We start from the raw sequence: 26434 nt of genomic DNA, 5'->3' as shown, positions 1-26434 counted from the left end.
TGTTTTTTTATTTGGTCCAACGATATGATACTACAGCTTTGGCTGGAACATTATAGCTGTAATGGTTTTTTCCGTCGCTGATAGTGATATTTCTAGCTTCGCCAGCATCATTTAACAGAACGATAGCAAAAGAGTTATCAGGATTTTGAAACGCTAAATACTGCAAGCCATCAGCTGTATAGCCACTTGCATCAATACGTTTAGCACCAGGTTTTACCACGGCCGACATATGAGCTACCGCATAGAAATGCGAATTGCGTGTAATAGCGCTGTAATTTGATTTCTGAATGTCGACACTTCCATAGCAAGTTTGGCAGCCGCCAGGTCTATTTGGTCCTTTATCGCTATCCAACATCAAATTCCAAACAATAACCGCTTTACTCCAGTTGCGCACTGTGCCTAATGCAATTTCAGACACATCTGCCGTTAACCTATTTGCAAGGTTTCTACCATCATTCCACTCACCAATTGAGGTTTCAGTAAAGATAATTTCCTTATCAGGCCTGCTAGCTCTGATACTAAGTAATTCATCTTTATTTCCTCCATAGTTATGCCAAGCCGATCCTGTGATAAAAGCAGCTGCGGTAGCATCGTTATAAATGTTGATAGGATATTTAGCCTGATCTGTTAAGTTGTCGTAACTATAATTATGATCAAACACATAAATTTTTGTACCTAATCCAGCTTGCTGTAGCTGCGGTCCAAGCGCTTGTTTGATAAATGCCAACTGATCTTGCCAAGGCATATATAAAGATGCCGAATTGCCTTTGTTTAAAGGTTCGTTTTGCGGAGTGATCGCTCCTACAATAACCCCTTCTGCCTTAAAAGCTTGTAGCCATTTTACAAAATACCATGCATAGTCATTATAGTAAGCAGGATTTAATTGCCCGCCAGTCCATGAATTGTACGCCTGTAAATTGGTAAGGTTATTTACTTTCATCCAACGCGGAGGTGTCCATGGCGAGCCTAGTATCTTTAGCTTTGGATTAATTGCTAAAATTTCTTTTAGCACTGGTATAATATATTGCTTCTCTTCGCTCTGAAGACTAAAATTTTCCCTACCTGGGGTATCCCAACAGGTGTATTCTTTTAACGAAAAGTCTGAGCAGCCTATAGCTATCCTCACATAACTCATTCCTGCGCCGCTAGTTTCCGAAAAGGTTTCCGTTAAAAACTTAGTCCTGTTCTCTTGGGTCATTTTTAACAAGTTGTAGCAACTAGATCCTGTAATTGCTACGCCAAAACCATCCATAGTTTGGTACTGTGTTGCTGGATTTACAGTAATGGTATTGGGTGACATGTTGAACTTAGTGCTGAAATCAACATAAGTTTTCTGAAAATCATAAGAGCGGTTGTTTGTAGTTATGTACAGCGCTACGTCGCCACTTTTCTTTACGTCTTCTTCTGTCGAAGGTGTATAGCTATCTTGTCGACAACTAGTTAAAGCAAGGCACGATAGCAAAAAAGTGTATATCATATTTGTTCTATTTACTTTCATTATCTTTTTCGTTTAATAACCTGGATTCTGGATTAGATTAGGATTTTGGTCAATAGCAGATTGCGGAATAGGTAGCCTGTAGGAAGTGGATGTAAAAGGGTAAACTCTTGATTTTCTACCGACATCATTTCCATAAACAGCGTTCATTACCTGTTCAACTTTATTTAAACGCACTAAATCAAACCAACGTTGTCCTTCAAAAGCTAACTCTAAACGTCGTTCCTTGAGTACAGCTTCTTCCATGGCTGTTTGGTTGCTGCGTACATTAAATGGCAAGGCAGCCAGTCCCGCTCTATTTCTAACCTTATCAATAATTTGAGCAGCAGCTTCTAAATTTTTGTTAGGGCCCATTACTAAAGCTTCCGCCTTAAGTAGCAAAATATCTGCATATCTAATTTTAATGATACTATTAAAAGCAGAACGAAATTTATACATGAAAGGGTAGTTGGTTGAAGGATAGTAATTGCTCCAAGTAGTGGTGTAATAAACGATGGACTCGCTATAACGCTTAGTGTCCCCTTCATTTTGGAAAGCCTTAATTAAATCTCTGGAAGGCGTAACCCATTTTGCCCATGTAAAGTTGTTGTTGTAGTTAGACAAGTCTCTGCCGAACATCCAAGTGGCCCAATTACCAGCACCTGGCGAAAATTGCGCTTCCAATATAGATTCCTTAGTGTTACGCAGGGCGATATCGGTATTGCTAGCGTTCATTTTAAATAAATCCGCATAATCAGTTACCAAATCAAATCCGTCAGCTGCTAAAGCGTCGGCATATTGGGCCACCTTAGTATAGTCGCGGATTGGTTTCTCGGCATAAATTTTTGCTAATAAAGCTTTTGCCACCGATTTTGAAAAAACAGTTTTATTGCTCGCTACATTATCAGGCGCATTTTGCAGAGCGAAAAGACAATCTGCTTCTATCTGTCTGTAAGCATCAATTTCAGGGGCTTGCTTAGGAAAATACTGACTGTAAACTTTCTCTACATTTTCAGCGGTGATATCTGGAGCGACGGTATTGATTACTGGAATTGAACCATAGATACGCACCATATCAAAGGTAACTAACGCCCTAAACAGCCTACCCTGCGCCTTAAAATTGTTGATCTCCGATGAATTTAGAGAGTTATCGGCTACGCTATCCACATAAACGATTAACCGGTTGGCACGGCCAATATCTTCTAGGTATCTTCTCCAATCTCTATTTACTACCGAATTTGATCCTTCGATTGAGTTAGTTTCGAATGGCACCACCTCAGCACCAGTGGTACCCGCATAGGCGTTATCAGCGTGTGACTCGGCAATAAGTAGCAAATCCAAATACCAGTGTTCCTGTCTGTCTCGCATTTGCTGGTATAAAAAGGTAAGGTAGTTTTGTACGGTGGCTTTGTCTTTAAATACCACTTCCTTTCCATCGGCGGTACGGCCTTCGGTTACATCAGAATAAGTATCTACCGGATTAGTTACCAGCGAACAGGATGCCACTGTTAACCCAAGCAATGTTGTTAATCCAAATAATATTTTTTGGTTTTTCATCTTTCTAATTATTAAAATTCAAGATTTAATCCTACTACAAATGAACGGCTGTGTGGGTAAGTACCCCAATCTATCCCTTGTACTGCGCCGCTATTACCCCATTGGTTTACCTCCGGATCCATACCGGTATATTTGGTTAGGGTAAATAAATTACTAACCGATAGGTAAGGCTGCAACTTGCCAATACCTATTTTCTTTAATTTATTACTTAGGAAATTATAGCTTAACGATACATTCTTTAATCTTAAATAACTGCCATCCTCAATAAAGTAAGTAGAGTTTTTAATGATGAAGTTTGCTTTTGGCACATCGGTAATTTGACCTGGAACTTGCCATCTGTTTAAAACCTTTGTAGTTTGATTTTTACCATCGTACATACCTTCGGTTTCTATGCGGCTAGCATTGAAAATATCATTACCATAAGTACCTTGGATGAATACACTTAAGCTAAAATTTTTGTAGTTAAAGCTGTTGGTCATCCCGTAGGTAAACTTCGGGTTCGGATCGCCGATATAGGTTTTATCGGATGCTGATGTTTTGCCGTCGCCGTTCAAATCTCTGTAAATCAACTCACCTGTCTCTGGATTTACACCGTCACTAATATAGCCGTAGAAACCACCTAATGGTCTTCCTGGTTCGTTGCGCACTACATCTTCACCCACCACTTCACTGGTAGTGGCAGTAGTATAAATTTTTTGAGTAGCTAATTTGTCCAATCGATTTCTATTGAAAGAGATATTGAATTCTGTATTCCATGTAAGATTGTTACCGGTTAGGTTCTTAGAAGCAATAGCTACTTCAAACCCTTTATTGGTCATCTCTCCTTCATTTCTGGCCATACTAGTAATTGAATTAGCACCTTCAGGAAGTGTAATGTACATTAACATGTTGGTTGTTTTTTTATGATAATAATCAACCGTTAACGATAGCCTATTATTAAACATCGAAGCGTCTAAACCAATATTAGCCTGCGATGTTGTTTCCCAGGTTAAATCTTTGGTACGCAAGTTAGCTGGTGTAATAGAAGGCACGGCCTGTTCTTTTCCTGTTTCGAACCAAGGCTGGCGTATAATGTTGTAGCGTTGCAGGTAGGCATAATCACCGATACCAGATTGGTTACCTGTTTGTCCCCAACCGCCACGAATCTTCAAATCGTCTACATGTCTTTTCAAGCCATCAAAGAAAGGCTCAGAAGAGATACGCCAAGCTGCTGAAACCGAAGGGAAATATCCCCAACGCACATCAGGGTGTAATTTTGAAGAACCATCCGCCCTTAAATTGGCAGTTAGCAAATACTTACTGTCAAAATTATACATCGCCCTAGCGAAATAGGACATGATTACCCAATCAGAACCACCGCTTCCAGTACCATTCCAAGAAATTTTGTTGGCAGCATTTAGCGTTTGTATTTGATCGTTGCGATAGTTAGATCCGTTGATATAACTATTGGTATACTTGGAATCTGTCCAAGAGCTACCAGCCATACCTTCGATACTGTGTTTATTGATTTTCGTGTTATAGGTAAGTACGTTGTCCCAAGTTAATACGGTATTCATATTCCGATTATCGGATCCTTCGCCTCGCTGGTTACGTCCCCATGAAGTGGATATGGGATCTAAAAAGGTGGTGCTAATTGCATTTCTGCGATCTAACGTGAACATCGATTTGAAGTTCAAACTAGGTAAAAACGTTACTAAAGCACTTCCTGATGCCAATAACCTATTTTCTCGCCCTACATTATTTTTGCTACGAGCCATATTTTCCAATGGATTGGTGATATTACTGATACCATAAAAGTTATTGTAATACTGATTTTCATTGAAAGGGTCCCATATTGGTGCATAAGTTGGCGTATTTACCGTAGAAAGTACCACACCACCCCGATTAGCACCTGTTCCTGTTATAATCCCGTTGCTTGCATAATCTGCATAGTTGAGGTTGGCGTTTAATTTAAGCCACTTACGTATTTGGTTATCTACGTTTGCTCTAAAATTATAGCGCTTGAAAAAGGCTGCGTCTAATGTTCCTTTTTCTTTCATGTAACCTCCGGAAATAAAGTATTTCAATTTCTCGGTGCCATCAGTTATAGATAGCTGATAGCTTTCTATTCTTCCAGTTCTAAAGGCCTCGTTAAACCAATCCGTTTGGTCTTTCAATCCCACTGGCAAACTGATCATGCCTATCTCGTTTTGTAGGTCGCGGTACTGCGCTGTGTTCAACACTTTGAAGGCATTATCTACTACATTGTGTGTAATTTGTGTGTTAAGGCTGATTTTAGCCTGACCAGTGTTACCTGCTTTGGTGGTAATTAATACTACGCCATTAGCTGCTCTTGAGCCGTAAATTGCTGCCGAAGAAGCGTCTTTTAAAATCTGTAAGCTAGCAATGTCATTAGGCGATAGAAATCTGATATTATCCACAGGCACCCCATCTACTACATACAAAGGGTCATTACTTCCGTTGTAAGACGTTGTTCCACGCACCCTGATGGCCATTTCGGCTCCTGGTGCTCCGTTAGGTTGCACTACAGCAACACCCGCTGCCCTGCCTTGGATGGCTTGGGCTACATTAACAATAGGGCGCTTGTCTAAATCTTCCGTTGATACTGTAGAAATAGCTGTGGTTACATCCTTACGTTTAACCGACCCGTAACCGATTACAACCACACTGTTTAATTGACTAACAACAGGCTCCAATGTTACTTCCATTTGATCTGTTGCCGCAACTTCTTTGGTGTTGTAGCCTATTAGCTTTACCAACAAAGTCGCATTTTTTGCCGCTGCGATGGTAAATTCACCTTGAGCATTGGTAGAAGTTCCTCCTGTACTCCCCTTCACACTAACAAAAACACCAACAAGAGTTTCTTTTGTTTGTGCATCAACAACACGACCGCGAATCTGTGCTGTTTGTTGCGCAGATAAGGTAGTAGAAATTGTGATACAAAGGAATAAAACCAGGTAATGTAAAAGTACTTTACGTTTCATTTCGAAAACTGATTTTTTGATTTGGTTTATAAATGGTTCATTAGCAAAACACCCAAATAAGGCGGGTGGCTATTGCTTTGTACAAACATCGAAAAAGCAGCTTACAAATAAGCTCAAATCAGACAACGATGTAATAAAAAGTACTTGAATTAAAATCTCAAAATACTGAAAATGAGATATTTAAATACAAAAGAAACGTAAAAAAAGTACTAGAAAATTGACTTTACAACTACTAATTTTCAGTAAAACATCTAATTTAAAAAGTCATTTTGGGGATTCGGAAGAAATTAAAAAGGCTACCTTTCTAATACTGCGATTTGTTTAACCATATCTTCAAAATCAGCACGAGATACCGCAGCTTTGTTACGCACTTTTGTTCTATAGTTATACACAGTACGAAGCGAATAGCGTAAAAAGCTAGCAATTTTAATGCTGTCGTCTATACCCAATCGTATCAAGGCAAATATGCGCAGTTCTGTATTTAGCAGCTCTCCTTTTTTAGGCAGTATTTTTTCCTCATCCTTAAGGAGAGCATTAAACTCCTCTACAAAGGAAGGATATAAATTCAAAAATATCTGATCAAAATTATAGTACAATTCTTCGACCTCCTTTTCAACCATCTGAGTTGATTTCAATTGTTCAATCAAAGACTTGGTTTGATTGGTAGTTGCCTTTTTCAAGAGGTGTTTTCTAATACTGTCCATCTTTTCAATGTACGATGAACACATGTCAAAAAACTGTGCAATGTATTCTTCCTTAATGTGATTGGCCTCAGAAAGTTGCGTATTAGTTTCGCTTACCTGCGTATTGAGTTCTTGTAGCTGTATGTTTGTTCTAGACAACTCACTTTTGATTCTATTCAGCCTTTTCACCTGACGGTAGATTACAATAATGCCAACAATCAATACTAATGATAAAATACTGATCAATATGAGGTTGAACATCAATTTTTTATTTTGACTGTCGATCTTCTTCTGATAAGCGGCGTTAATAATTGGATAAAAGCTAGTTCCTTCTATAATGCGATACCTGGTATTACATGCAATGGCATCCTTTATCGCTTTTTCTATCAATTTAAAAGCCCTATCGAAGTCGCCAGATTCATAGTAAGTTAGCGCCAAGTCTTGTAAAGAAGCGTTATCCCGAGTGGCACTTTCAATATCATTACATGCCGACAAGGTGTAATAATAACGTTGCTGCTCCGTATCACTTTCATGTTTCGCCACTAGGCCCAGCAGATAGGCCACGGTAGCTAGCTGATCTTTCGAAGTTTCTGGATCGTTCAGCAACTGTGAAAGTTGATCTTTAGCTTCCTTGCGTTTGCCGGCAAACAACACCTTAGTTGCATAAGTAATACGATACTTTGTTGACTGTGGGTTTAAAACTGCCAATAGAGAATCTCGATAAAGCTCACTTTTGTTATAATACGCAGTGTAGTTATTACTTTGCCCGTAATGACTGTAAAAGCCAGAATAGGTATCGTAATATTTTGCTAGTAAGCCCTTAGGTAATGACTGTCTGTTGATTTGCGAAAGTAAGTTTTCCGCTTCTACGTACCTTCCTACGGTAGAATAAATCCACACTACATCCAAATCGATGGTGATTTTAACCGAATCCGGTAAATTTACCGCTAAACGCTTACAATTTAGCGCATAGCGCAGTGCAGAATCAGTTTGAAATTTCCTATAAGCTCCGCACAATTGATAGCTTTTATCAAATTGATCGCTCGCAAAACGTAAGCTATTTTTTAGTTTCTCTATATCATCTTGCTTCTTTTTTACAAACAGATCTTGGTTTTGCAATACATCGTCCAGTCGACGTTCTAAATCGCCAAATGTTTTCTTAGCTTGGCTATATCCACTACTGCTTACAAAGCAAAGCAACAAAATTGCGCACACGATTCTCATACAGGTTTGGAAAAATAAAGAATCACTAAGATGCAAAAAATTTTCAAAGCATAGCACGGTTTATAAGTGCAAGTAGGCATGGATTCTAAATTCATTTGCCTTAGCAAACCCAATTTTACCAAGTTTAGTGCTACTATTTTTTAAGCAATAACTATTTAGCCAAACGTATCACCACCTTGCAGTAAAAAAAGCCGACAAACAACTTATACTACTGAAAATCAAAGGTCTACTATTCGAACACGACATTTAACAAAGCGTATCACTCAGGCCAAAACATGCTGCAAACCAGCTACTTATTAAGTAAAGCCGCTAGCAACGCAGTAGCTATCAAACTAACTTTACCCTACCACTTATAAATTTTAATTATTTAAAGTATGAACAAACTTTTACTTTGCATGGCTTTTTTATTGCTTTGTGTTAAAGCTAAAACACAAACATTAACAGCCTCTTATTACTTAGACTTTGGACTTGATGGAAGCGCTAACAATGGTAGGCTCACTACCAGTCCAGATGCCAATAACAATCATTGGAACAACATTACCGAAAATGGGGTTAATGCAGCAGCGGTGGTGCTAAAAAATAGCACTGGTGTTTCCTCCACAATTAATCTAACCATTACCACTGCATTTTTAAAAAATGGGATAGCGCAGGGCGGATTAACAGCGCCCTCGGCAAGCTTGTTAGGAGATTTTGCGATACCTACGGCCACCGAAGATTTCTTTTATGTTGAAAATACAGGAAAGGGGGTGCTACGTTTGAGCGGCTTAAACACAGCTAAAGTTTATGTTTTCAAAATATTTGGTACACGCAATAGTACCGATGTTAGAATTTCGCAGTATAAAATTACGGGAAACAATACCAGCATAAAAACCCTGCAAACAAGCGGAACTGGCATTGGCGCAAATAACTATAACGGGAACAATAATAATATCGCAGTTTCCGACAACATCGTTCCCACTTCTAACGGAACCATAGATATTGAGTTGAACAAAACCGCAGGTAATTTTGGCTATATCGGCATTATTAAAATTGAAGAATACACGCCTGCCCCTACTGCACCTACAGAAACAGATGAAAATTGGACGAAACTTTACATAGACCTTGGCCCTAATGATGTCACAAATGGAAATGCGACCATAAACCCCGACGCAAATGGAAATAAATGGAACAATTTAACGAATGGAACAGCCGGATCGGGCACACTTCAGCTAACCGATTTTTCGGGTAAAAATACGGGAGTTCTTGTCGATGTAACTAAATCATTCTTTACCAATGGCATCAACCATGGCGGTTTATTGAGCTCTTCTTCCGCTTTGTTAGGTGAATTTGCTGTCAACACAGCTACACAGGATTACTTCTTCGTGGACAATAATAGCGGTATACTCAAATTTAGCGGACTACGTAAAGACAAAAAATATATATTTCACTTTTTCGGAAGTAGGGCAACCACCGAAACCCGCATTGCGGAGTACAGCCTTAGCGGCGCAAACACCAACGTAAAAACTTTACTAACCTCTGGCACTGGAATTGGCAACGGAGGATATAATGGAAACAACAGCACTATTGTATCATCAGATACCGTTTTCGCAGACATCAACGGCAGCATTGCGCTGGAAGTAAAAAGAAATACCGGAAGCTACGGCCATTTGAACATCGTCAAAATAGAAGCGTTCGATAACCCTGGAACAAAATATGCGATAGATAACCAAGGCTTTGAGTTAGGCGATTTCCGTTATTGGACGATAAATAGCACGGCTTTGCCCGCTGCAATTGAAGTAAATTCTGTAACGGTGCATAGCGGCACTTATGCAGCAAAGTTAACTGGCAGCGCCGCTACACTTCACCAACAGATACGCTTTCCAGGAAGTAACGCCTACTACAAAGCGAGTGGTTATTTTTATGCTTCCAACACCCTACAAAGTGGACAAGCAGCATCCTTAACCTTATCTTATTTTGACGAGAATAACCAACTCTTATCCAACTCACAATCGGAAGCTTTCAATAGTACATCAACTTTAAATAATTGGAAAAAACTATCCACTATTTTAGAAGTACCTGCTGGAACAAAGTATATCAAAGCAACCGTCAACTGGACAAATCCCAATAACTTACCTGGCGTTATTTACTTTGACGACTTGCTGCTAGAGCCCTATGTCCCAGTAAATCCGTTAAAAATAGTTTACTTCGGCTCTTCTGTGCCTTATGGACAAGGCGCAACGAATAAGAAAGGTTACACCTCAATGTATACAGATGTGTTGACCAACAGGACAGCTAATGGCGGAACGCAGTGGCAAACTGCAAACATTAGCGTGCCCGGAGATAACACTGTAAAGGTGTTAAATCGTTACGATAGCGACTTAATACCTCAAAAAGCAAAATACGTGGTATTTGCCTTAGCGTTGGGTAATGAAGGTATTCACGAAAACGGCCTAAGTGCATTCAACCAATTTGAAACTAACATCAAAAATTTAATTACGAAAGCACGCGAAGATGGATTAATCCCAGTCATCACCAATAGTTATACCCGTAATGATTATAACGCTACAGATTACGATTTTGTTAAAAAGATGAACCTTCTTATACACCAATGGGAGATTCCTAGCGTAAACTTGTTAGGTGCAGTAGACGATTTAACTGGGAAATGGACAGATGGTTATTGGGATGATACACTTCATCCAAACGATGCTGGCCATACCGAGCTAGCTTATACCATGGTGCCTTCATTATTCGATGCATTGGATGCGCAAAAACCAATACCACAAAAGGTAATTGGCTCGGCTGTAACTTTTGTAAAAACGCCTCAGCATATCAAAAACATTAGTTTCGCCCCAGAAGGCGGAATACATCCATTTACCGTTGCTTTTAGCTTTAAAGCAAATGGCACAGGCACTATTGCCCAATTAACAGATGCATCAAATGCTATTGGCACCATATCCATCAACAACGGCGTTCTTAATTACAATTCGGCAAAAGGTGGAAATATTATAGGAAATACAAACATAAACGATGGACAGTGGTATAAAGTGATACTTACTCATTATTACGCAAAGGGAGTTACTTTTTTATATTGCGATAGTGTTGCACAAGGGCAATTACAGGAGAAATTGACCACCAATAATATTAAAATTGGAGGGGCAGATATTCCTTCAAAAGTGGAGTATAAGAATTTGCTTTTCTACCGATCAGCAATGAACGAGGAGGAAATAAAATACATCGCCAGAGATATTTTATTAAAATCAAGCTTAGAAATTTACGCTCCACTAGATGGCAAAAACGTATCACTTGCGGATTCATTGGCCAATTTAGCGCAAAGCACAAATTTCCTAAGCGCAAACACCACCAATTTGACTACTTTACCTTTATCATTTTTGTCTTTCAATGTAAGTTTAACTGGCTTGCAGAAAAAGCAGGCCATTTTAAAATGGACAACTGAACAAGAGGTGAATGTAAATGTGTTTATGTTAGAAAGATCGGACAATGGCAAAAATTTTACTGTAATAGGTGAAGTACCCGCCAAAAATACAGCAGGCACTAACAATTACACTTTTACAGATAACAACCCTCTGCCCGGCACGGCATACTACAGGATTAAAGAGACAGATAAAAACGGAACTTTTAATTATTCAAAGATCATCACCATGAAAAATATTGACGGTGTGTTTCTGTTTCCAAATCCCGCTAGCAATTATTTGGAATTAGATGTACCAATTTATTTACGAGGGGGAAAGATAAATATCTTCGACGCTAGCGGTAAAATGATATATACTAAAGTTGCAGATATCTCTCAACGAATAAACCTGTCTCATTTCAGTAATGGAACCTATTTCGTAAAAATAGCAAGTGGCAATAACGTGCAAACGCTAAAGTTTGCCAAGCAATAGGCCAATTACAATATCAACGTGCTTACTTAGTTGATAAGCACTAAAATAAATTTACTTCACTGAGCAACCTTGGGCATTGATCAACGCTCAAGGTTGCTTTTTTTTAAGCTTGTCGTCAACGAGAATTAATTTGCTCCAACCTTCATTTCCAACGCTAATTAGATCTTTCTCCCTATGATTCATTAATGTTTTGATTTTTGCACCAAATTGCCAACAGGTATTCTGCCTAATTTGCAATATTTCCGAAAGCCGATGCGACGAAATTTTCCCCTTAGTGGAATAAACCAGAAAAACCATATAAAATGCCTTATCAATTGGGATGCGTGTGTTTTCGAATATAGTACCAATCATAACCGATTCGCTGTAGCTACAGCTTAAACACCGTCTACTAAATGGTGCCGCTCCCTTCACCCAATCCTTTTCCCCACATTTTTTGCACTCGTATCCTTTATTCCACTTCAGCTCCGCTAAAAACTTGAAACAACTCTCCTTATCGGGATATATTTTGTTAAATTCCGAAAACTCTACTTCTGCCGACATTACCCTGTCTCTTGTGATCCGCTCTACTACTTGTTTTAGTTCAGCGTTGTCCACTTCAAGCAAGTTGTTGATTCTAGAAATTTCGTCCGACTGCTGCAAAAGCAATTCGTTCATTTCCCTTAGCTGGCTATTTTGCTGAGTGATAATAGTTGACTGTTCTACTATTTCGCGACTACGCTCTAAAACCTTCAATTCAAGCTTTTTGTTAAGGTTGTCTTTTAACTGTTCATTAATACGTAGTTGCTTTATAATTTTCAGTTGTGCATCTTCTTTCTTCCTTTTCAAAAGGCGCAAGCTATCTCCTATGGAAAGTGAGAGAAAAAACATCTCTACGATAAAACAAAAGCTCAAACTGTAATAGCTTACTATGCCCCAGTGATTTAGCTTGACTAATCCTAGCATCACCATAAATTTGAGCAAAAACCCCATAAACACCACCGCATAGCCAATTACAAAATATCTGGCAGGCCGATATCCTTTAACATAAATGTATAAGCCAGTTGAAAAAGCTAAAATTAAAGGGATGGCTTCGATAAATTTATACCTCAAAAAAGATGGCCAAAAGAGATAAAAGCAAACAAATGCAATCAATCTTAACAAGATGATGATATTGATTATTAAGTTCAGTTTTGGCGCTTTAACTTTTACATGCAATAGCTTTTGGGTAAATAGCAGTGCAAACACACTTATGCAACAAAGCGCCAAAGCGTAGGCATTTTGGTTAAATTCAGGGCTATTTGGCCAAAGATATTGGTAAGCAATACCGTCTACGCACATTTCATACCAGCCAATACTTAAGATGTATAGCACATAATAAAAATACTGCAATCGGCGCAAATAGATGAACATCACTAGATTGTAGAAACTGAAAATCAGTATCATACCATAAAATATCCCAAATGTGAAATATTCGGTAAGTGCATATTCAAAAAACCAGTTTACCGATCGCAACACAATAATCACATTGGCATTTTGCGTAGAGTGTATGCGGAAATAAAAAAAACCTGTCGCATCAGGCTCGCCGTTTAATAAAATCTCAAAGTTTTTATGCTTTAATTCACGAGATCCAAAATTGTACTTATCTCCCAACTGCACCACGCGATAACCCTTACCTTCCGGAATGTAAGCAGTGATATCATCAATAGTTTGATCAAAAAATTCAAGTAAAAATTTATTATCCGATAATTTTGCTGCGTGTGCTATTTTTATCCTGAACCAGCCTACAGCGTTTGCCTTTACCAGCGGTGTACTGACCGCAGACACTTTGAATTTTTTGCTAAAGTTTGAAGATGATACTTGTTCGAAAGTTAAATTGCCGGCAGGGTCAACTAACGATTCTATCTCAGCATGGGAAAATATATGCTGTTTAAAAGATGGGCTGATGCTGACTATGTCCTGACTATACAATAAGCCAGGACAAGCCATACAACATAGTAAAATAAAAATATGCTTCAAGTTCGGTCGCAAAAAGCTAACTACGAACTTGCTAAAAGCAATAACATATTGGCAGCCATACCAATTAACCATTGGTCTGATGTTAAGCGATATTCGTTTCCCTATCCAATGATGAATGTACTGATAGAATGCGCTTTGCTCGTAGTTTTTGCCGCATTTCCTTTTAACCAAAGTTGATACGGCAAATCATTATCAGAAGTATTCATCACTATAATTACTAGTTTTCCATCAGGATTGATAAAACCTGTAGTTTGTAACACATCTCTAGACGAAGAAGTAATAATCCTTTTGGCTCCGGGCTGAATAAATTTGGAGAAATGCCCTAAATAGTAGTAAGCGTTGGTGTAAATAAGCTTATTCGATTTTGTATCTGCATGTATTGGTGCAAAGCATAAGTTAGCCACGTGATTTGGCCCTCCTGTTTCGTCCAACAAAATGTTCCAGTCAGTCCACGCAGCTGTTCCAGCATTAAAATCGTTGATCATTGAATGGCCATAACGTTCTCCCAACGACCAGTTATTGATACTATCTAAGTCGAATTTCTCTTTGCAGCCTTCCGTAAAAATCAATTGCTTGTCAGGAAAGGCATCTTTTACATTTTTTAAGTTATAAAATTGCATGTCGCTTTTAGTCCATGTTTCATACCAATGAAAACCGATACCCCACACATATTTGGCAGCCTCCTTATCGCTCAAAATCGTACTCGCTCGTTGATAAATTAAATCACGGTTGTGGTCCCAAGCAATTAATTTCTTATTTGCCATACCCGCTTTTTGTAAGGTTGGACCTAGGTATTGTTTGATGAAATCACGTTCTTCTTCAGCCGTGTAAACACAAGACTCCCATTTTTGCACTGCCATTGGTTCATTTTGCACTGTTAATCCCCAAACTGGCAGGCCTCTCTTTTCTAATTCATTAATGTACTTAACGTAGTAATTTGCCCAAACTTGACGATATTTTGGCAGCAACTTACCTCCTTTTAACATGCTATTATTGTCTTTCATCCAAGCTGGCGGCGACCAAGGACTAACGTAAAGTGGTAACTTTCCACCCGCCATTGCTGTGGCTGCCTTGATTAAAGGAATTCTATATCTTTCGTCTGGAGCAATGTTAAACGTTTTAAGTGCTTCGTCGTTGTCCTTAACGTAAGTATATGATGATGAAGAAAAATCGCAGCTATTGATATGCGTTCTGGCCAAATTGTAGCCAATACCTTCTGTCTTGCTGTAGTAGGCTTTCAAAAACTCTTGCTGTAATGCTTTCGGCAATTTTGCGTAAGTCTCTGCCGCAGCATCAGTAATAGCACCTCCAATTCCCACTATGGTTTGGAATGATTTATCAGCATCAATAAAAACAGTTGGCTCGGTTTCCATGGGCTGCTTGTTAACTGCAAACGTCAAGGTTCCGTCTTCGGCAATACGTAAGTTGGTATTTTTTTGTGTCGTAAAAATTTGCACTTTTTTCGAAATAGACTGAGCAAAAGAAATCTGGGCCGCCATCGAAAAAGCAATCACTAAGGAAAAACGCATTCTCATATTATCTTTGGTTTAATACGCAAACAAACGAAACACAATCTAAAAAAAACACCCCCACAAATTTTAAGTACTGATTTGGTCAAATTTAACGGGCATATCTTAAGCAAAAAAGTTGTCATTTAACACCACATTTAGCACTTCAAACAGCTCTTAAACGCATATTATTTATATTCAGGCAAGGATGATTTAGATTGAATTGACACCTTGAAAAAAGTAAACTTTTAATCAACTTTTCCAATCGGAATTTGGCAGATTTATGCGATTTCACTTCAACTTTTTGGTGGGTGATACTTTAATTTGATAGTGTTACTATAGTTAAAGCTGATACATTTTAAATGTGTAGCCGCTTTACAACATCATGGTTATTGAAACAATTGCTACCTTTGCACCATGCGTTTTGACATTATCACTGTACTTCCAGATTTACTGGCTAGCCCATTTGCTCACTCTATTTTACAAAGAGCACAGAAAAAAGGAATAGCTGAAATTGTAGTACATAATTTGAGAGATTATGCCACCAATAAGCAAAAAAGCGTTGACGATTACCCTTACGGCGGAGGAGGCGGAATGGTGATGAGCATTGAGCCTTTTGCTGCATGTATTGAAGCACTGCAAGCGCAACGAAGCTATGATGAAATTATTTTCATGAGTCCAGATGGAAATACGCTGAACCAAACCATTGCCAACGAGCTATCAACCAAAGGCAACATCATGATTTTGTGTGGCCATTATAAAGGTATCGATCAGCGCATCAGAGACCTCTATGTAACCAGGGAAATTTCCATTGGAGATTATGTATTATCGGGAGGTGAACTACCGGCGGCAGTTTTAGTGGATGCCATAACTCGTTTAATCCCCGGTGTACTTAACGATGAGACTTCTGCCTTATCTGATAGTTTTCAGGGCGAATTACTTGATGCACCTATTTACACTAGACCAGCAGATTGGCGTGGACACAAAGTACCTGATGTTCTGTTAAGCGGGCATGAAGCCAAAATTGCAGAATGGAGATACGAGGAGGCATTAAAACGTACAGAACAACGACGACCAGATTTATTGAAATAGGCCGTTAGCCAGATGATTTGATAATGAGTTAATTCGCCAAGAAATAAATCATCAAATATTTTTAAATTTCGTTTTTATTTTAAAAATAAATTCCCTAATATTGCAGTCCGATTTTAAACAATACAAAAATCGGCTTAATAGCTTAAAATCATGGATTTAGTAAAATTTGTAGAAGAACAGGTAAGCACTAAAAAAGAATTTCCTTCTTTCAAATCAGGAGATACAGTAAGTGTTCATTATAAAATTCGCGAGGGTAACAAAGAACGTGTTCAAATTTACCAAGGTGTTGTTATTCAACGTAACAGCGCTGGCGCTAACGAAACTTTTACTGTTCGTAAAATTAGTAACGGTGTTGGTGTAGAGCGTATCTTCCCTTTCAGTTCTCCAAATATTGAGAAAGTAGAAGTTAACAGCTATGGTAAAGTACGTAGAGCTAAATTGTTCTATTTACGTAGCTTAACTGGTAAAGCAGCTCGTATCAAATCATTAAGAAAGTAATTTCTTTTTAATGCAAAAAATATAACCTCGACTAACGTCGGGGTTTTTTTGTTTTTTATCTTTGCGCAACCAAATATAATCTGATAATGAAACAGCTAGGTCGTCTCTAAGATGTCGCTAGTAACTCGTTATTTATAAAAATGAACACCAAATGAAAGAACTTTTAAAAAAGTACGAAGAGAAACAACCAGAAATTGTTTTTGAGTGGAAAGACAAAGAGTCAGAAGCAGAGGGATGGGTTGTAATCAACTCCCTACGTGGCGGGGCTGCCGGAGGCGGAACCAGAATGCGCAAGGGGTTGGACAAACACGAAGTTGAATCTCTTGCAAAAACAATGGAGGTTAAATTTACCGTTTCGGGCCCTCCTATTGGCGGCGCTAAGTCAGGAATCAACTTTGATCCTGCTGACCCACGCAAAAAGGAAGTTTTAGAGCGTTGGTACAAAGCGGTAATGCCATTACTAAAAAGCTACTACGGTACCGGAGGCGATTTAAATATCGACGAGATTCACGAAGTAATTCCAATTACCGAAGGCTATGGATTATGGCATCCGCAGGAAGGCGTAATTAATGGTCACTACCAAGCAAGAGAAAACGAACGCATTCACCAAATAGGCCAATTGCGTTACGGCGTTTCAAAAGTATTGGAAGATTTAACCTACACTCCCGACATCAAAAGGAAATATAAAGTAGCAGACATGATTACTGGCTATGGTGTTTCCGAATCTATCAAACACTTCTACGAAATTTGGGGCGGCGAAATCAAAGGCAAAAGAGCGATTATTCAAGGTTGGGGCAATGTAGCGGCTGCAGCTGGATATTACCTAGCTCAGCAAGGTGTTAAAGTAGTAGGCATCATTGACCGTGTTGGCGGTTTAATTAAGCCCGAAGGCTTTACAGAAAGCGAAGTAGCAGCACTGTTTAACAATAGAGTCAACAATACTTTAGTGGCTGATGGGCTGTTATCTTTTGAAGAAGCGAATGAACGCATTTGGAGCATGGGTGCTGAAATTTTTGTGCCGGCGGCTGCTTCTAGATTGGTAAAACAAGATGAAGTAGACCAGATGATTGCTGCCGGAATGGAAGTAATAGCCTGCGGAGCTAACGTACCTTTTGCTGATAAAGAAATCTTCTTCGGAAGCATTATGGAACATGCGGATAATCATTTGGCTGTAATCCCTGATTTTATTGCTAATTGCGGTATGGCTAGGGTATTTGCTTACTTAATGCAACGTAACGTTGAAATGAGCGACGATGCCATCTTCACTGATGCGTCAAACATCATCAAAGAGGCACTTAAAGCGGTGCACCATACCTCTACTAAGAAAACAAATCTCTCAAGCACCGCCTTTGAAATTGCATTAAAACAGTTGGTATAATATTATGGAAGTTAACTTTTTCGATCAAATTTTTTGGGGCAACTCGCTTAAACAATATGCCTTCTTTATTGGAATTATTCTTATTGGGCTAATTTTCAAAAGAATCGTATCCAGAATTTTTAGCCAGTTAATTTTCAGACTATTCAAGAAATTTGCCGATCAGGTTAACTCCGATACTTTCATAGCACTATTATTAAAACCTATCGAGTTTTTCCTGTCGTTAGCAACAATCTACATTGCGATCAATCAATTAAAGCATCCACTAAACGTCACCTTTTTCCATTATAAAAAAACAATCGACAAAGTCAAAGTTGATGAAGTTTTTACCATAGGAGAATTTATCGACAAAGTATTCTTATTCCTAATTTTACTTTCAGTTTTCTGGATTGCCTTGCGGATAGTTGATTTCATCACCCACGTATTGTTGGTGCGTGCTGCAAAAACAAAAAACAAGGCTGACGATCAATTGGTGCCGTTCATTAAAGAGCTGCTTAAATTCCTAATTGCTTTTATTGGGTTCTTCGTATTGCTAGGCTACGTTTTTGAAGTAAACGCAGTGAGTTTAATTACCGGTTTAGGTATAGGAGGTATTGCTATTGCCATGGCAGCTAAAGAGAGTTTGGAAAACCTGCTAGGCTCCTTTCTCATCTTCTTAGATAAGCCCTTCACCGTTGGAGATGTAGTGAAAGTTGATGGAATTGAAGGAACCATTGAGCGTGTGGGCTTTAGAAGCACGGTGTTACGCAGTGCGGATAAGACTACTTACATTATCCCTAACCGCTCGATGATTGATGGTGTGCTAGAGAATTTGACGCTGAGAAATGCTCGCCGAGTAAAATTCGATATTGGGCTAACGTATGAGACCAGCAATGAAGTGATCAGAAAAATTATAGCAGATATTACTGCTTACTTAACTGAAAATCCAACAACAACTGACGCAGTAGTAGCATTTGATTCCTTTGGCGACTCAGCGCTGAACATACAGGTGGTATATTTAGTTCCCATGAAAAAGGAATTTGATCTGGCCAAAGTGAAAGAAGAAGTCAATTTCAACATTATTGATATTGTAAAACGAAATGGATCTGAATTCGCCTATCCAACACAGCGTAGCATCGGCGACAGCACTCCTGCAAAAGAATAAGAACAGTATCCAAGAAAAATAAACGCAAAAGCCCGATTAAATGTTAGTCGGGCTTTTTTGGCTTCGGAATTGCGAGGTACGAAACAATCTTAAAGCGTAGAAAGATTGCTTCGTGCCTCGCAATGACGCTCTAGTAGACGTAAGTAATCTTTTTGTCGGCTCCCTGTCATCCCATGTTTCGAGGGATCTGATTAGGATTAAGGCAATCAACAGATCATAGCGACGCTAAGGATGGAAAGTAAGCAAAAAGTATTACTGCTTCAATGCCGCTTATTTAATGCCGCTAAGTGTTAGCCAAAACCAACGGCTTCCCCGCATGATATAAAAAAAGCTTTGCAAGATGACCTGCAAAGCTTTATAAATTGTTTAAATTTCTTTTAAACTTTTTACTTGTCAGTCTGAGCTTGTCGAAGACTACTTGCTAAAGAATGTTTCGACAAGCTCAACATGACACCTGTATGTTAATCAACAGAAAGTTAAACAGTTTCTTATACTTTTCACTTTTAACTTTACTAAGCTAGCTCACCTAACACAGTGATGCCACCTTTAACTACTTGATTAAGTTCTAAATTCACCTTAGTGCCAATTGGCAGAAAAATATCTACTCTCGAGCCAAATTTGATAAAGCCAAACTGCTCGTTTTGAATTACTACATCGCCTTCCTTTACGTACCAAACAATACGACGAGCTAACGCTCCAGCAATTTGGCGGAATAACACTGGCGTTCCATTTTTATGTTCAACTACAACAGTGGTACGTTCATTTTCAGTACTCGATTTCGGATTCCAAGCTGCCAAGTATTTACCTGGGTGATATTTGAAAAACTTAACTACACCAGAAATTGGGTTTCTGTTGATGTGCACATTTACTGGCGACATGAATATGGAAACTTGCAAACGCTTATCTTTAAAGTACTCTCCCTCTTCGGTTTCCTCAATCACCACCACTTTACCATCAGCCGGACAAATAATCAAGTTATCACCATTGGTGAAGCTACGTTTAGGATTTCTGAAGAATTGTAAAACGGTTACAAATAATGCGAACGACAAGATATACACGAACCATCTTAACACAAATAAATCAGCAAAGCGATATTCTACTACCGCGTTGATGATGAATATAAAAAGAACGGTTAAGGCAATGGAGGTATATCCTTCTTTATGTATGGTCATTAGTTTTAAGTATTACTATTTTTAGATTTATATTTCTGCAAAACTCGTAAAAAATTATCACTTTTTGGTAAGTCTTTTTAGCTACAAGCACCGCATTTTGTTATTTAAACCTGATTGCACGGAAAGCCCGCAATGCCGGGGCAAAGCTTTGGAGCGGACTTGGAGTAAAAGCAGGGCTGCATTAGCAAAAGAACTGCTGCAACTGCTTTTCGAAAAAATAAAATTCGCTTTAACAAATTAAACGGCCCGATAGATATGGTTTAAATTTCTGCCAAGCCCGTCGTAGTCTAATCCGTATCCTACCACAAACTCGTTAGGGATCTCAAATCCTACATAAGTTAACTCTGGAATTTGCACTTTTAATGCGTCGGGTTTAAATAAAAGGGTACAAATGTTAACTGAAGCAGGTTCTTGTTTATAAATTTCAGACAAAATATACTGCATAGTCAGTCCAGTATCGATAATGTCTTCAACAATGATAACATCTCTGTTCTTGATATTTGCAGGCATGCCCAATGCATCCTTAACTGATCCTGTGCTACTGGTACCGTGATAAGAGGCCACTTTAATGAATTCGGTTTCACAGGGCAAGTTGATTTCTTTCATCAAATCGGCCATGAAAAGAAAACTTCCATTAAGCACGGCAATAAAGAGCGGATTTTTATTTTCGTAATCTACATTAAGTTGTATAGCCATTAAACGAATGCGCTTTGCGATGGCGTCTTCATCCAATAACAGCTCAAATTCTTTATCGTGAACTTGTACGTTAGTTTCCATTGTTCTCCTCTTCTTTTTTCCTTCTACGCTCCTCACGGCGTTCTTGTCTTATTTGTTTACGGGTTTTTACCGTATCGGTAGCCGTTTGAACTTTGGTAGTATCTTTTTTTGCGTTACCGCCAAATAGGCGATCAAACAAGCTCTTTGATTTGTCCTGCATTCCCTCCGGCGTCATCATATCATCCTCCCCAATTTCAACTGCATTAGTGTCAATGGTGGTGGAGTCAGGCAGCAAATATTTCCTTAAACCCTCACGTAGGCGCACATCATAAAAGCCGTAACCCGTGCTATCTGGTGTAGCTAATCCCCTGCGGGCCATAATATTTCCAATGTATCTGAAATAAGGCAAAAGGTAAGATTTCAAACTACCATTGCTCATAAACTTATAGAGTGCCGCTTTTGGTTTAGGTACAATATTAGCCAAGAAAATGCCTTCACCCAACGTCAGATCTGCTGGGCTTTTACCAAAATAATGTCTGGACGCTTCGCCAATTCCGTAAACATTATTTCCCATTTCAATGATGTTAAAGTAAACTTCGAGCATACGTGGTTTGCTCACCAAATGGTTATTTTCAATGAGCCAAACAATTAATATTTCTTCGGCTTTACGCACCAAAGTTTTTTTACGGCTTAAAAACACATTTTTAACCAATTGCATGGAAATGGTACTGCCGCCGCGTTTAAATTTCTTTTCCTTAAAGTTTACAGCAATTGACTTACGGATAGACTCCTCCACAAAGCCATTGTGCCTGAAAAAAGATGGGTCCTCGGCTGTAAGTAGCGCATTTTTGAAATTTGGAGAAATATTTTCGAGTCGCGTAAAATTAGGGTTTGACGGACCGATAACAATATCCCTCATGGGTTTGCCATATTCATATGGAGTATATATAAAATCTGAATTGATTTTGGTCAAATCCGTTTTACCAAATTGCAGCACCTTAAAGTTTGTTGGCGTTAAGGTAGAACTAAATTTCACACTATCAGGCAATGCGGTGTCAAGATAAAAATCAAGATTATACTTCAGCTTGCCCTGCACTTTTATCCCATCCAAGGATTCAAAAAGCCCAACCGGAAATGAATTGAATATGGCCTGCGCATCTTGCTCAGGGGCGTTCAATTTCATCTCGTAAATTTTATTAGGCGATAAGGTATATTTTAAGTAAGGATGGATGGAAGCGTCACGCAAGAAAACAGTAGAAGTACTATCCAGACAAACAAAGTTTTCACCTATCAGCATGTCGGCATCAATACGGGCATCAGGCACTACGATATCTTCAGCAGAAATACGCGGCTGGTTAATTAAAAGATTTTTGATAGCCCAAGATCCCGAGATTTTGTAATCGCCTCCACTAAATTTAGCGTCTTTCATTTGGGTTTTAACCGTATCAAAGTTAATTTTAGTATGCAGCTTATTTTCGAGGTAAGGTAATTCCACCTTCTTTCCATCGGCAAAAAGCATTACATCTAGTTGCTTATCGCTAGGATCTAATTCTCCATTCAAGTGCCAAACCGCAGCGGTATCATTTACCTTAATGGTTGATTTTAATTCGCCTCCATCAATAGTTGCAGTGGTGGTTAAAAACTTCACCGATGCTGTATCGTTATCATTTAACTGCATCAAGAAGTTCTTAATTTGCATATCATCAGGTATTTTGTAAAACACCTGGTTAAGTAAGTTGCTAGCCAACTCACTCAAATCAACTTTACTCTTGGTGGTTGTACTGTCCTTCTTCTTTCTCTTAAGGATAAAATCAATGTTAGTTAAAGTATCACGCATCACCACATTCAACTTGCCATCGTTAAGTGTCACTTCGGATAATTTTACATCGCCAAATAACAAAGGAAAAATTTTAACCCCAACAGTAATATCTTTAATGGTAGTAAGCGTATCTCTATCTTTTGGCACTACAGAGATGTTATTCATGTGTACGCTGCTCAGTCCGTCGAATCCATAATTGGCTATTTTCACGTCTAAACCGTAGTCCTTTTGCGCTTTTGCGATAGCTTTGGCAACCATCTTATTTAGCAATGCTTCACGCTTTGTGTATGCTACGGCACCCCCAGCAATTGATAAAATAGCTAGCACGCCCAAAATCCAAGCGCCAATTTTTAAGTATTTCTTTGGTATTTTAATCTTCGGTAGCTGCATAAACCATTTCTAAATTACTGATACAACGCTCCTAAACGCTAGTTAACAAACGCAAAAAGCATTTGTTTATTCCGTGTTAAAATTACAACAAAAAGCCATATACAAAATTATTTATAGCTAATGTTTTACTAATTTTGGCGCTATGATGATTACTGAAGAAAAAGTTTTAGCTGCCCTTAGTAATGTTGAAGATCCTGATTTAAAAAAGGATTTGGTGACATTGAAAATGATCAAGGACGTTAAAATTCAAGATAAAAAAGTTTATTTCACACTTGAATTAACTACGCCGGCCTGTCCGTTAAAGGATATGTTAAAAAATGCTTGTACCAATGCGGTAAAACATTTTGTTGATGCGACGGCAGAAGTAGAAATCAACGTAACATCAAGAGTGACCAAACCTATGGACACAAGTCAGCTGAAGGCAATTAAGAATATCATTTTAGTGTCTTCGGGTAAAGGTGGCGTAGGAAAATCTACCGTAGCAAGCAACTTAGCCGTAACCTTAGCTGCTGATGGCGCAAAAGTAGGCTTAATTGACGCCGACATTTACGGCCCTTCGGTTCCCATTATGTTTGATTTGGTTGGCGCTAAACCAAGTGCTAAAGAAACTGCTGAAGGCAAAACACTCATTCTGCCTATTGAAAAATATGGCATTAAGTTGCTTTCCTTGGGATTTTTCTCAGAGCCTGATCAACCAGTGCCGTGGCGTGGCCCTATGGCTTCAAATGCTATCAAACAGTTATTTAATGATGCGGATTGGGGCGAACTCGACTACCTTTTAGTGGATTTACCTCCAGGTACGGGTGATATTCACATCACGATTAGCCAGAGTTTTCCTATTGCCGGAGCTGTAATTGTTACCACACCGCAGCAGGTAGCTTTAGCCGATACCAGAAAAGGATTAGCCATGTTTAACATGCAGGGAATTAACATTCCAGTTTTGGGTGTAGTTGAAAATATGGCGTACTTTACTCCCGAAGAATTGCCAGCCAACAAGTACTACATATTTGGCAAAGATGGTGGTAAAGAATTAGCGCAACGCTTTGAAGTTCCATTTTTAGGTGAGATTCCGTTGGTACAAGGAATTACCGAAGCGGGAGACAAAGGCGCACCGATTTCCTTACAAAGTGATCACCCACAAGCAATTGCATTTAAGGAAATTGCAGGTAAAATTGCTCAGCAAATCTCCATACACAACGTACAAACAATGGCGAATTGCTAAATTTTTACTACTTTTATATTTTAAAATTAAAGATATGGATTTAACAGCACGAGTTGATGCAGCTTTGGAAACTATCAGGCCTTATCTGATAGCTGATGGAGGAAACGTAGCTATTGAAGAAATTACTCCAGAAAACATTGTTAAAGTGAAATTATTGGGCAATTGCGGCTCTTGTAAAATGAGTTTTATGACCATGAAAGCAGGAATTGAGCAAGCGATCATTAAGGCGGTACCTGAAATTAAAGGTGTTGAAGCTGTTGATTTAGCTACCCAAGCGTAACACTTTTAACACATTTTAACCAAATAGAAACTCTGCGCCTCCAACATTTGTTTTATTATTGTATTACAGATGAGATATAGTTTAATTATCATATTGTTTTTTATTGTGAACGCTGTTTTTGCTCAGGACAAAACACAGGCAAATAAGCTCGTTCAGTTTTCGGGAATCGTTACTGATGCCGACAGCAATATGGTTGTGCCCTATGTTACCATTACTAACATCAGTAATAAAGGGCAAAAGTACGCTGCTAATTACCAAGGATTTTTCTCATTTGTAGTTAATCCAGGAGATACGGTGATGTTTTCAGCTGTAGGTTTTACAAGCAAAACTCTGGTACTGCCTAAAACAATAGCAGATAACAAATACACGGCAATGGTACAAATCAAGTCGGAAATTATGTACTTGAAGACTGTGCGTGTTAACCCTTGGGCAACAGTGGAAGAGTTTAACAAAGATTTCCTGTCGCTCAAAATAGCAGATGACGATATGGCCATTGCTAAAAAAAACCTATCTAGACAAAGCATTAATGGTATGAAGTTGACCCTACCTAGAGACGGCCAAGAGGTTGCCAACTCTAATTATAGGTATAACTTTGACAGGATGATGAATGTAAATATGCGCCAAACCAACCCATTGTTAAATCCATTTGCCTGGGGTAGGTTAATGCAAGAAATCTTTAACGGCGATAAGGCCAGAAACGCAGAACAATAAATTATGAACAAGCAACGCTCCATCTCTCTAGCTTTACTTTTTATTATTTCTATTTTAAGCTTCTACTCTTGCAAGAAAGAAGATACCGTTGAAAAAAAATTATTCGGCACTTGGGAATTACAAAAGATAACTTTTTTAGAATCTAATGTTTCTTATCCATTAGATTCGTTTAGGAATGCTTTTAACGTATCCCTAAAACTGAATGAAGATTTCTCTTTCAGTGAAACAGAAAATATTGGCAGAATTATTCTTGGGCCGCTAAACAGCCCCGTTATCGAGGATTTTGCAACTCCCCGAAATGCGAAGGCAAGATACCTTATAGATAATAGCAATACCGCTTTTAGCACAGCTCACAACCCTTCTAAGTTTGCCATCTCAAACGATTCTTTATCCTTCTATTTTAAGTATAGCGATTTGAATTCAGTTACGGAAAGAAAAATAAACCGTAAATTCATACTAAAAAGCGATCAAGAACTTGATATTGAGCGCTACGACATACTGGTTTATAACAAACTCGATTCTTTTTCTGCATACTACAGAATGAAATTTACTTATCGTAAGAAATAGCTACAACGCGTTTTAAGATTTCCAAAAAAATATTTTTCCTTTTTGTGCAACAAAACTTAACCTTTGCCGACTATCATATAGTTAGCAGAAAAGTCTGCGCTTTTAACTTAAAAAATTAGCGAGCTTTTCAGAAATTAGTAG

General features: G+C 38.6%; 18 protein-coding genes. 9 read left to right on the top strand and 9 right to left on the bottom strand.

Annotated elements, in window-relative coordinates:
* Positions 1 to 7: 7 nt before the first annotated feature.
* The 4 genes from ACY2A0_RS10050 to ACY2A0_RS10035 form a co-directional block, all read right to left on the bottom strand.
* Complete coding sequence (locus ACY2A0_RS10050) at positions 8 to 1498, bottom strand: glycoside hydrolase family 30 protein (RefSeq protein WP_461789320.1); 1491 nt, start codon at positions 1496 to 1498, stop codon at positions 8 to 10.
* Between the two features lie 12 nt (positions 1499 to 1510).
* Complete coding sequence (locus tag ACY2A0_RS10045; protein ID WP_461789319.1) at positions 1511 to 3031, bottom strand: RagB/SusD family nutrient uptake outer membrane protein; 1521 nt, start codon at positions 3029 to 3031, stop codon at positions 1511 to 1513.
* A gap of 11 nt (positions 3032 to 3042) precedes the next feature.
* Positions 3043 to 6015 (bottom strand): SusC/RagA family TonB-linked outer membrane protein, encoded by a 2973-nt coding sequence (locus tag ACY2A0_RS10040; protein WP_461789318.1) that lies wholly within the window; start codon positions 6013 to 6015, stop codon positions 3043 to 3045.
* Between the two features lie 296 nt (positions 6016 to 6311).
* Positions 6312 to 7922, bottom strand: a complete 1611-nt coding sequence (locus ACY2A0_RS10035) for a DUF6377 domain-containing protein (RefSeq protein WP_461789317.1) — start codon at positions 7920 to 7922, stop codon at positions 6312 to 6314.
* Positions 7923 to 8296: 374 nt separating this feature from the next.
* Between ACY2A0_RS10035 and ACY2A0_RS10030 the strand changes: the two genes are divergently transcribed.
* Entirely contained in the window at positions 8297 to 11803 is a 3507-nt protein-coding gene (locus tag ACY2A0_RS10030; RefSeq protein WP_461789316.1) for a T9SS type A sorting domain-containing protein, read from the top strand.
* A gap of 87 nt (positions 11804 to 11890) precedes the next feature.
* On the opposite strand, the gene ACY2A0_RS10025 is transcribed toward ACY2A0_RS10030, so the two are convergent.
* Positions 11891 to 13870, bottom strand: coding sequence for a 7TM diverse intracellular signaling domain-containing protein (locus ACY2A0_RS10025; protein ID WP_461789315.1), 1980 nt, complete (start codon positions 13868 to 13870; stop codon positions 11891 to 11893).
* A 29-nt stretch (positions 13871 to 13899) separates the two neighbouring features.
* Positions 13900 to 15333 carry a glycoside hydrolase family 30 protein gene (locus tag ACY2A0_RS10020; protein ID WP_461789314.1) on the bottom strand — a complete coding sequence of 478 codons (1434 nt, stop codon included), beginning with the start codon at positions 15331 to 15333 and terminating at the stop codon, positions 13900 to 13902.
* 390 nt (positions 15334 to 15723) lie between these two features.
* On the opposite strand from ACY2A0_RS10020, the gene trmD reads away from it, so the two are divergent.
* The 4 genes from trmD (at position 15724) to ACY2A0_RS10000 (ending at position 19415) form a co-directional block, all read left to right on the top strand.
* Positions 15724 to 16398: a tRNA (guanosine(37)-N1)-methyltransferase TrmD gene (gene trmD, locus ACY2A0_RS10015; RefSeq protein ID WP_461789313.1), complete on the top strand. Its 675-nt coding sequence runs from the start codon at positions 15724 to 15726 to the stop codon at positions 16396 to 16398.
* Positions 16399 to 16548: 150 nt separating this feature from the next.
* On the top strand, positions 16549 to 16896 hold the full coding sequence (gene rplS, locus ACY2A0_RS10010) for a 50S ribosomal protein L19 (RefSeq protein WP_113637086.1): 348 nt from the start codon (positions 16549 to 16551) through the stop codon (positions 16894 to 16896).
* Positions 16897 to 17047: 151 nt separating this feature from the next.
* On the top strand, positions 17048 to 18274 hold the full coding sequence (locus ACY2A0_RS10005; RefSeq protein WP_461789312.1) for a Glu/Leu/Phe/Val dehydrogenase dimerization domain-containing protein: 1227 nt from the start codon (positions 17048 to 17050) through the stop codon (positions 18272 to 18274).
* A gap of 4 nt (positions 18275 to 18278) precedes the next feature.
* Complete coding sequence (locus ACY2A0_RS10000; RefSeq protein WP_461789311.1) at positions 18279 to 19415, top strand: mechanosensitive ion channel family protein; 1137 nt, start codon at positions 18279 to 18281, stop codon at positions 19413 to 19415.
* A 512-nt stretch (positions 19416 to 19927) separates the two neighbouring features.
* Here ACY2A0_RS10000 and ACY2A0_RS09995 read toward each other — a convergent pair.
* From ACY2A0_RS09995 to ACY2A0_RS09985, 3 genes are all read right to left on the bottom strand, one after another.
* Positions 19928 to 20587 (bottom strand): phosphatidylserine decarboxylase family protein, encoded by a 660-nt coding sequence (locus tag ACY2A0_RS09995; protein ID WP_461789310.1) that lies wholly within the window; start codon positions 20585 to 20587, stop codon positions 19928 to 19930.
* A gap of 237 nt (positions 20588 to 20824) precedes the next feature.
* Entirely contained in the window at positions 20825 to 21364 is a 540-nt protein-coding gene (gene hpt, locus ACY2A0_RS09990; RefSeq protein WP_461789309.1) for a hypoxanthine phosphoribosyltransferase, read from the bottom strand.
* Complete coding sequence (locus ACY2A0_RS09985; protein WP_461789308.1) at positions 21354 to 23513, bottom strand: transglycosylase domain-containing protein; 2160 nt, start codon at positions 23511 to 23513, stop codon at positions 21354 to 21356. The genes hpt and ACY2A0_RS09985 overlap by 11 nt, the downstream gene beginning before the upstream one ends.
* A 145-nt stretch (positions 23514 to 23658) precedes the next feature.
* Between ACY2A0_RS09985 and ACY2A0_RS09980 the strand changes: the two genes are divergently transcribed.
* From ACY2A0_RS09980 to ACY2A0_RS09965, 4 genes are all read left to right on the top strand, one after another.
* The gene (locus tag ACY2A0_RS09980; RefSeq protein WP_461791052.1) at positions 23659 to 24735 is read left to right on the top strand and encodes an Mrp/NBP35 family ATP-binding protein; all 1077 of its coding nucleotides are present in this window, start codon (positions 23659 to 23661) and stop codon (positions 24733 to 24735) included.
* Positions 24736 to 24769: 34 nt separating this feature from the next.
* Positions 24770 to 25015 carry a NifU family protein gene (locus ACY2A0_RS09975; RefSeq protein WP_113637080.1) on the top strand — a complete coding sequence of 82 codons (246 nt, stop codon included), beginning with the start codon at positions 24770 to 24772 and terminating at the stop codon, positions 25013 to 25015.
* Between the two features lie 69 nt (positions 25016 to 25084).
* Complete coding sequence (locus ACY2A0_RS09970) at positions 25085 to 25726, top strand: peptidase associated/transthyretin-like domain-containing protein (protein WP_461789307.1); 642 nt, start codon at positions 25085 to 25087, stop codon at positions 25724 to 25726.
* A 3-nt stretch (positions 25727 to 25729) separates the two neighbouring features.
* Entirely contained in the window at positions 25730 to 26293 is a 564-nt protein-coding gene (locus tag ACY2A0_RS09965) for a hypothetical protein (protein WP_461789306.1), read from the top strand.
* Positions 26294 to 26434: the final 141 nt, after the last annotated feature.

Origin of the sequence: Pedobacter sp. (assembly GCF_965249885.1) — a bacterium.
GTDB lineage: Bacteria > Bacteroidota > Bacteroidia > Sphingobacteriales > Sphingobacteriaceae > Pedobacter.
This window is presented reverse-complemented; position numbering and strand designations above follow the sequence as displayed.